This window comes from Mesorhizobium sp. M1A.F.Ca.IN.020.06.1.1 (assembly GCF_004023265.1).
GTDB lineage: Bacteria > Pseudomonadota > Alphaproteobacteria > Rhizobiales > Rhizobiaceae > Mesorhizobium.
Map to the genome: position 1 here is coordinate 1 of NZ_RZSR01000235.1, position 7,099 is coordinate 7,099.

At 63.0% G+C, this 7,099-nt stretch carries 8 protein-coding genes and 1 tRNA gene; 3 read left to right on the forward strand and 6 right to left on the reverse strand.

All coding sequences use genetic code 11. The features are described from left to right. Window positions 1–169: 169 nt before the first annotated feature. The 3 genes from EOA60_RS12870 to EOA60_RS37550 form a co-directional block, all read right to left on the reverse strand. Window positions 170–475 (reverse strand): hypothetical protein, encoded by a 306-nt coding sequence (locus EOA60_RS12870; RefSeq protein ID WP_127335681.1) that lies wholly within the window; start codon window positions 473–475, stop codon window positions 170–172. Between the two features lie 386 nt (window positions 476–861). Beyond that, window positions 862–1,317, reverse strand: a complete 456-nt coding sequence (locus EOA60_RS12875; RefSeq protein WP_127335680.1) for a MucR family transcriptional regulator — start codon at window positions 1,315–1,317, stop codon at window positions 862–864. An 84-nt stretch (window positions 1,318–1,401) separates the two neighbouring features. After that, window positions 1,402–1,554: a hypothetical protein gene (locus EOA60_RS37550; protein ID WP_164748437.1), complete on the reverse strand. Its 153-nt coding sequence runs from the start codon at window positions 1,552–1,554 to the stop codon at window positions 1,402–1,404. Window positions 1,555–1,917: 363 nt separating this feature from the next. Between EOA60_RS37550 and EOA60_RS12880 the strand changes: the two genes are divergently transcribed. Continuing rightward, the gene (locus EOA60_RS12880; protein WP_127335679.1) at window positions 1,918–2,115 is read left to right on the forward strand and encodes a hypothetical protein; all 198 of its coding nucleotides are present in this window, start codon (window positions 1,918–1,920) and stop codon (window positions 2,113–2,115) included. A gap of 252 nt (window positions 2,116–2,367) precedes the next feature. On the opposite strand, the gene EOA60_RS12885 is transcribed toward EOA60_RS12880, so the two are convergent. Together EOA60_RS12885 and EOA60_RS12890 are read right to left on the reverse strand one after the other, a co-directional pair. Beyond that, window positions 2,368–2,441: transfer RNA gene (locus EOA60_RS12885), tRNA-Gln, on the reverse strand. 143 nt (window positions 2,442–2,584) lie between these two features. After that, complete coding sequence (locus EOA60_RS12890) at window positions 2,585–3,517, reverse strand: YbhN family protein (RefSeq protein WP_128311435.1); 933 nt, start codon at window positions 3,515–3,517, stop codon at window positions 2,585–2,587. A 248-nt stretch (window positions 3,518–3,765) separates the two neighbouring features. Here EOA60_RS12890 and EOA60_RS12895 point away from each other — a divergent pair, with 248 nt between their 5' ends. Together EOA60_RS12895 and EOA60_RS12900 are read left to right on the forward strand one after the other, a co-directional pair. Beyond that, the gene (locus tag EOA60_RS12895; protein ID WP_067329955.1) at window positions 3,766–5,100 is read left to right on the forward strand and encodes a Ppx/GppA phosphatase family protein; all 1,335 of its coding nucleotides are present in this window, start codon (window positions 3,766–3,768) and stop codon (window positions 5,098–5,100) included. Further along, entirely contained in the window at window positions 5,097–5,792 is a 696-nt protein-coding gene (locus EOA60_RS12900) for an RlmE family RNA methyltransferase (protein ID WP_067329957.1), read from the forward strand. Before EOA60_RS12895 ends, EOA60_RS12900 begins: the two co-directional genes overlap by 4 nt. 45 nt (window positions 5,793–5,837) lie before the next feature. On the opposite strand, the gene EOA60_RS12905 is transcribed toward EOA60_RS12900, so the two are convergent. Then, a partial coding sequence (locus EOA60_RS12905; RefSeq protein ID WP_128311438.1) for an MFS transporter occupies window positions 5,838–7,099 on the reverse strand: 1,262 nt, incomplete at its 5' end.

Below are 7,099 nucleotides of genomic sequence, written 5' to 3' on the forward strand. Positions count from 1 at the left end.
ATCCCAAAGGATGAAACCAACAATAAGCGCAGTCACAACTAAGGGCCAACGCACTGGAACTCTCCCTCAAAAGCTCCTCGCGGCCCGCATTATCTTCCTACTTCGCTTTATTTACAAGCAGCCGCTAATATGAGGCAGGACCGCGTCAACGAGTCTTCTCGCACCAGCCTCACGTCGCCTTGTCCACCAGCGGCGCCTTTCTCGTCGGCGGCTTATAGGGCGTGACCAGCCTCACCGTATCGGCATTCACGGTTACGGGCACGCCAAGATTGATTGTCACCTTGCCCTCGTCGACACGCGTGACATCGCCTCGCAGCTCGATCTCTTGGCCCTGCTTGACCTTGGAGATTCGATCAACGATGGAATGAGGCTGGCCGTAGGAGGGGATCGACACGCTCACGCGGTCCTCAGTGACCCGTCTGCGTACCTTGGCGGTAATTGCGACCTCGTCGCCTATGTTGATGCCCTTTGCCATTATGTGGAGTCTGGGGCGGTTGGCGACTTAGTCAAGCTAGCGCTAATATGCGGAAATGGATATCGATAGTGGACAAGGTCCGCTGGCGGTTGAATGTGAGTTGCGAAAAGGGCGAAGCACCACCATTATCGTGTACACGGTAAAGCGGGAGGTAGTTGTCCAACCAACTACCTCCCGCCCGCCCGTGCCAGCTAGGTGAAAGAGGGCTGCGGCGCTTACTCTTGGCGAGGACGCCGCAAGCCCGACCTAGCAATTCCCAATATACTGTTTGTCGAGTCGCTCCGCCCGCCAAGGCTGGCTTTTCCCACAAGCATTTTGTTCTCTTTTCGTTCTAGCATCGGAATGGCGGGGCAACTTACATAGCCAGGGCTATGCCGCGCGGGTTTCTAGATTCTCGCGCCCCGGTTTACCGAGGCCTTCCTCGCCGGCTTGGCGACAGGCTTCCGTCCCAGCCCGCTGGCCTTCGCCAATTCAGAGCGCTGGGCAGCGTAGTTCGGCGCCACCATGGGGTAGTCTGCCGGCAGGTTCCATTTCGCGCGATACTGTTCCGGCGTGAGGCCGTGATCAGTCATCAGGTGCCGCTTGAGCGATTTGAACTTCTTGCCGTCCTCGATGCAGACGATGTGATCGGGGGACACCGAACGCTTCGGAGTGATCGCAGGCTCCTGCTTTGGCAGCAGGGCTGCGCTTGGGCGGCCGATGCCAGTGAGCGAGGAATGCACCGACGCGATCAAATCCGCCAAGCCGGTTACCGGGATGGGATTATTGCTAACGTAAGCGGAGACGATGTCCGCGGTAAGCTCCACTAGTTCAGAGCCATCGGTGTCGGTCTGGTCGGCCATGCGTGGGGTGTCCCTTTTGTCTGACAAAGCGTCTCTATTTGAGGAAAGTCAGCGGCGCAACTGGCCAGTTCGCGGGTGTTCGGCTTAACCCGCCAGCACGTGCCCAGCGGCAATACCAAGGCCGATCGCCAGCCCTGTCGCGAGGCTCTCGGCCAGGCGCAGCAGAATGGCGCCGTACGGAAAGCGGCGACGTGGCGTGGTCAGGATGTGGGCTAAATCTTCGAATGTACGGTCCATGGCACTCTCTCGCAGGAAGTGATGCGAGATGGATTCCACAGAACAACGTTGGAGTCCAGCGGAGAATACTTAGGCGGTTTCGCCTATTGTACAAAGTCAAAATAGGCGTTTTCGCATATGCCGCAAAATAACTCCCAAAAATAATCTGTGATTGCGGTTTGACAAAACTCCGAATCTAGGCGACCTTGTTTGCAAGGGAAGGGGTTTCCTGTACAAAAGATAAAGCGGCAAAGCCGCTCGGCCGGGGTGGCAAGCTATGTCCAAGGCCGTGCCTAAAAGCTTGCCGCGACTCTCCAGGTCGCTCGCACCCCCGGCTGCCGGTGCCCTACCGGTGAGGCCTGCGAGGCCGTCTGGAGAACTTCGATGAACATGCACGCACCCATTGCCCGCCAGCACGAATTGCCGCTTGGCGAGCGCGTATCGCTTTCCGGCGCGGTGGTAGGGACGTCGCGCTTTCCGGGCGGCGGCGTCACCTATCTAGTTCAATTCCGCCGCGAGGACAGCGTCGTGAATGAGTGGTTCAGCTTGGCGGATCTTGGCGGCTTGGCCGCTTCCGCGTAGCGAACAATCGCGCCGGCCGTTGATCATCCGTAACCCAAAGTCGACGCGCCGCGCGAGGCCCGCCTCTTCGAAAGGGGAGGCGGGCCTTTTCATGTTGCTATCCATGTTGCTATTCGCCGCCTCCGTCCGTTGCGACGCATTACAAAATTCGTTGCCACTCTTTACAAATCAATGGCTTGCGTTCCCACGTGTTGCTATCGGTTAGCAACATGAATTTTAGGGCGGTTTTGGTGCTAAGTCCTTGAATTTGTTTGGCTGGGGAACCTGGATTCGAACCAGGACTAACGGAGTCAGAGTCCGCTGGTCTACCGTTAACCTATTCCCCAGCAGGCGCGGTCGGTATCGCGCGAAGCGGGCGGCTCAAGCGCCGCGAGCGCTGCCTTGTAGCCGCCATCCGAAAATAGTCAACCCCGCGCCGCAGTTCAACCGCAGCCTTTTTCTCATTCGATCGCGGGCCGCACGGGGACGCTCAGCCTTCGCCGCGGCTGTATTGCGAATGCTCGAAGAACAGCACCACGCCGAGCCCGATCAGCAGCGGGATGATCAGGTAGAACAGGCGGAACACCAGGAGTGCGGCGAGCACGCCGACCGGATCCATGTGCGACAGTCCGGCCAGGAAGACCACCTCGAAGACGCCGAGCGCGCCCGGCGCATGCGACAGCAACCCGACCGAAAAGGATATCATGAAGACGCCGAGCACGACGAAATAGCCGGGATTGCCGGCCGCCGGCAAGGCAAAGTAGATGATGGCCGCCGCCGCGAGCAGCTCGACCGGGCCGATCAGCAATTGCCGCGCCACGATCGGCAGTGCCGGGTAATGCAGCTGGAAGCTGCCGACCTTGAGCGGCCTCAGATGCAGCCAGCTGCAGAACACATAGACCGCAACCAGGATCAGCATGGCGAGGCCGGCGGCTGTTGCCAACTCGTGGTGCGGGGTCGTGGTGAAACGGTCGACGATCTCCGGCCCCAGCACCAGCACGAGACCCCCGACAAGCAGGCTGGAGAGCACGAAGGTGATCCAGCAGATCGCCACCAGCACGCCGACATCCTGGCCGGTCAGCCCCCGGGTGCCATAGGCGCGGTAGCGGATCACCGCGCCAGACAGCACCGAGCCGCCGATATTGTGCGACAGCGCATAGGTGGTGAAGGAGCAGAGCGTGACGAACAGCCACGAAACTTTCTTGCCGATATGGAGCAGCGCAATGTGGTCGTAGCCGGCGAGGGAGGCATAGGCGACGACCGAGCTCAGCGCCGCCAGCACCCAGGCGCGCGGGGGGATGGCGACGATACCGGCCCAAACATCGTCGAGTGAGATGCCGCGCAACTCATGGATGAGCAGCCAGAGCGAGAACACCACGGCCGCTACGCCGATGACCGGCCAGAAATAGCGCGTCCAGTTCATGGCGTCGTCGTCATGCGATTAAGCTCATTGCTATGATGTCGTCCAAACCCGTTCCAAGTCTCATTGAGACATGCCTGATTGAAGCCGGCTATTCAACCGGCATGAGGTGGCCCCTGCGTGACGGCGCCAAAAATCGGGCCATGCGCTCTTGGTGATTGCAAAGCGCGCTGCTAGTCTGTTCTCAACTTGAACAAATCGAGGTGCCTGCTGCGTCCTTGCTGGTTCGCGCGGCGCCGAAAGGAATTGAAGTGGAAGACCACGATACCGGCGCGGGCGCGTCGGCAGTGGGCGTGTCCGGGGCATCGCCGGCGGTACCGGCGGGCCCGCCCGCGGGGCGTTTCAGCCGCCATGCGGGCGCGCACGCAAGACATGCCGACAATCAAGGCGAGAACCCGAAAGGCAAAACGCGCAAGCGCCGCAAGCGCAGGCGAGGCCGCAAGGTTTTCGCACGTGATGAGAACGGCGGAATACCCTCGCCGGGGCCCGTCGCCGCTCCCGCCAGCCTTGCGCCTGAACCCGCGCCGATCGTCCCCCAGCCGCGACCGTCGCTTCCAAATGGCGCGCGCCCGTCGCATCAGGAACTGCCGGTATTCGCAGCGCTCGACCTCGGCACCAACAATTGCCGGCTGCTGGTCGCGGTGCCCGCCCGCCACGGCCAGTTCCGCGTCATCGATGCGTTCTCGCGCATTGTCAGGCTGGGCGAGGGGCTTTCGGCCAGCGGGCGGCTCGGCCAGGCGGCCATGGACCGTGCCGTCGAGGCGTTGAAGGTCTGCGGAGACAAGCTGCGCAACCGCAAGATCAGGAAGGCGAGGCTGATCGCCACCGAGGCCTGCCGCTCGGCCGAAAACGGCGTCGACTTCCTCGAACGGGTCGAGCGCGAGGCCGGTCTGAAGCTGGAGATCATCGATCGCCAGACCGAGGCCCGGCTGGCCGTCTCTGGCTGCGGCTCGCTGGTCGAGCGCGAAACGCGCGGCGTGGTGCTGTTCGACATTGGCGGCGGCTCGTCCGAGATCGCATTGATCGACCTCACGCGCGGCCAACGCTCGCCGCAGCTTGCCAACCACATCGTCTCCTGGACGTCGCTGCCCGTGGGTGTCGTCTCGCTCGCCGAACGTTTCGGCGGTCGCACGGTGACGCGCGAGACCTTCGCCGCCATGGTCGATGACGTTGCGGTGCGGCTCAAAGCCTTCGACGGGCGCGACCGGCTCGCGCATGTGCTCGCCAGTCCGAATTTCCATCTGCTCGGCACCTCCGGCACGGTGACGACGCTGGCCGGCGTCCATCTCGACCTCGAGCGCTACGATCGCCGCCGCGTCGACGGGCTGTGGATGGACCGTCAGAGCGTCGACCGCATGGTGGAAAAACTGATCGGCTGGGATTTCCAGCAGCGCGTCGCCAATCCCTGCATCGGCGCCGACCGCGCCGACCTGGTGCTTGCCGGCTGCGCCATCCTGGAAGCGATCCGCGGCGTGTGGCCGTCGGAGCGGCTGCGGGTCGCCGACCGCGGCTTGCGCGAAGGCATATTGAGCGAACTGATGGCCGATGACGGCGTCTGGCGTCATGACGGGCGCGGCCGACAATGAGCAGGAAGCCAGAGAAGCCGGGCTCGGCCGGCATGCGCGTGTTGAAGACCCGGATCAAGAAGAAGAGCGGCCTGAAGGAATCCTCGCGCCGCTGGCTCGAGCGGCACATGAACGACCCTTATGTGCAGCGCTCCAAGGCCGATGGGTACCGTTCGCGCGCCGCCTACAAGCTCACCGAGATCGACGACAAGCATCATCTTTTGAGACCCGGCATGAAGGTGATCGACCTCGGCGCCGCGCCCGGCGGCTGGTGCCAGGTGGCGGCGGCCCGCACGAAATCGAGCGCGGAAAACCCGCATGTCGTCGGCATCGACTATCTTGAGATGGACGCGGTGCCGGGCGCTGTCATCCTGCAGTTGGATTTCCTCGATCACGACGCGCCGCAAAAGCTGTCAGAGGCGCTCGGCGGTCAGCCCGATGTCGTGCTGTCGGACATGGCTGCCCCCACCACCGGGCATCGCCGGACCGATCATCTGCGCACCATGCATTTGTGCGAAGTGGCGGCGGATTTCGCCCTGCAGGTTTTGAAGCCCGGCGGCCATTTCCTCGCCAAGACCTTTCAGGGCGGGGCCGAGAACGAGCTGCTCTCGCGGCTCAAGCAGAATTTCCGCTCGGTTCATCATGTGAAGCCGCCGGCCTCGCGCGACGAGTCGGTGGAGCTTTACCTGCTGGCGAAGGAGTTCAAGGGGTAGCGCCTAACCTTCTCCCCTTGTCAGGAGAGAAGGGAAAGGTGGCGCTCATTTCCCCGCGGTCCCCACCGCCTCCAGCGTCTTCGGCGTCGTCAATTTGCCATGTCCCGACACCGCATTGCCGGCGTCCGGCGCCAGCCGCATGAAGGTCAGCGATGCCACCGCCGAAACCGCCGCGACGATGAAGAAGGCGATGTGGAAATCGCCAAGCGTCAGCGGGCCGCCATGGATCGAAGTCGACACTTCGAGGATGCCGCCGGCCAGCGCCACGCCGAGCGCGATCGACAACTGCTGGAACACGGCAACGATCGGCGTCGCCTTGCTGGTGTCGGCGGTCGATACTTCGGCGTAGGACAGCGCGTTGACGCCGGTGAAGAACATCGAGCGGATGAAGCCGCCGACCAAAAGGATCGCGAGCATCAGTGCATAGGGGGTTGCGGGGGTGAAAAGGCCGTAGATGGCAATCGAGCCGGCGGCGATCAGCGATCCCCAGACCAGCACCCGCCGGAACCCGGCGAGCCTGAAGAGCAGCGCGGTGACGAACTTCATGCCGATGGCGCCGACCGCGGAGACGAAGGTGATCATACCGGACTGGAATGGCGTCAGCCCGAAGCCGATCTGGAACATCAGCGGCAGCAGGAAAGGCACCGCGCCGATGCCGATGCGGAACAGCGAGCCGCCGAGCACGGAGGAGCGGAACACCTGGTTTCTGAAGAGCTCCAGCGCCAACAGCGGGTTCCTGGCGCGCCGAGCATGCAGCAGATAAAGCACGCCCGAAACCAGGCCGACGGCAACGGTAATGAAGCCGGCGATCGGCGGCAAAGCGGGGAGGCTGACCACCGAGAGGCCGAAGACGATGCCGGACGCCGCGAGGCCGCTGAGCACGAAGCCCGGGAAGTCGAGCGGCGGCGTTTTGGCGGGGTCGGTTTCCGGCAAATAGCGGGTGGCAAGCCAGATGCCCAAAAGCCCGATCGGCACGTTGATCAAAAAGATCCAGTGCCAAGTGAAATAGGTGGTGATGAAGCCGCCGATCGGCGGGCCGACCAACGGCCCGACCAGCGCCGGCACCGTCAGCCATGACATCGCCGCGACCAGCTCGCTCTTCGGCGTCGCGCGCACCAGCACCAGGCGCCCGACCGGCGTCATCATGGCGCCGCCCATGCCTTGCAGGAAACGCGACACCACGAAGGCCGGCAGCGAATTGGAGAAGGCGCAGGCGACCGAGCCGGCAATGAAGACGGCGATCGCGGCGCGAAACACCTTCTTGGCCCCGAACCGGTCCGCCATCCAGCCGCTGATCGGAATGAAGA

Bases quoted from the DNA above. Each gene is read 5' to 3' on its own strand.
- EOA60_RS37550 (WP_164748437.1), bottom strand. From the start codon at position 1,554: ATGGACCGTACATTCGAAGATTTAGCCCACATCCTGACCACGCCACGT.
- EOA60_RS12900 (WP_067329957.1), top strand. From the start codon at position 5,097: ATGAGCAGGAAGCCAGAGAAGCCGGGCTCGGCCGGCATGCGCGTGTTG.
- EOA60_RS12880 (WP_127335679.1), top strand. From the start codon at position 1,918: ATGAACATGCACGCACCCATTGCCCGCCAGCACGAATTGCCGCTTGGC.
- EOA60_RS12890 (WP_128311435.1), bottom strand. From the start codon at position 3,517: ATGAACTGGACGCGCTATTTCTGGCCGGTCATCGGCGTAGCGGCCGTG.
- EOA60_RS12870 (WP_127335681.1), bottom strand. From the start codon at position 475: ATGGCAAAGGGCATCAACATAGGCGACGAGGTCGCAATTACCGCCAAG.
- EOA60_RS12875 (WP_127335680.1), bottom strand. From the start codon at position 1,317: ATGGCCGACCAGACCGACACCGATGGCTCTGAACTAGTGGAGCTTACC.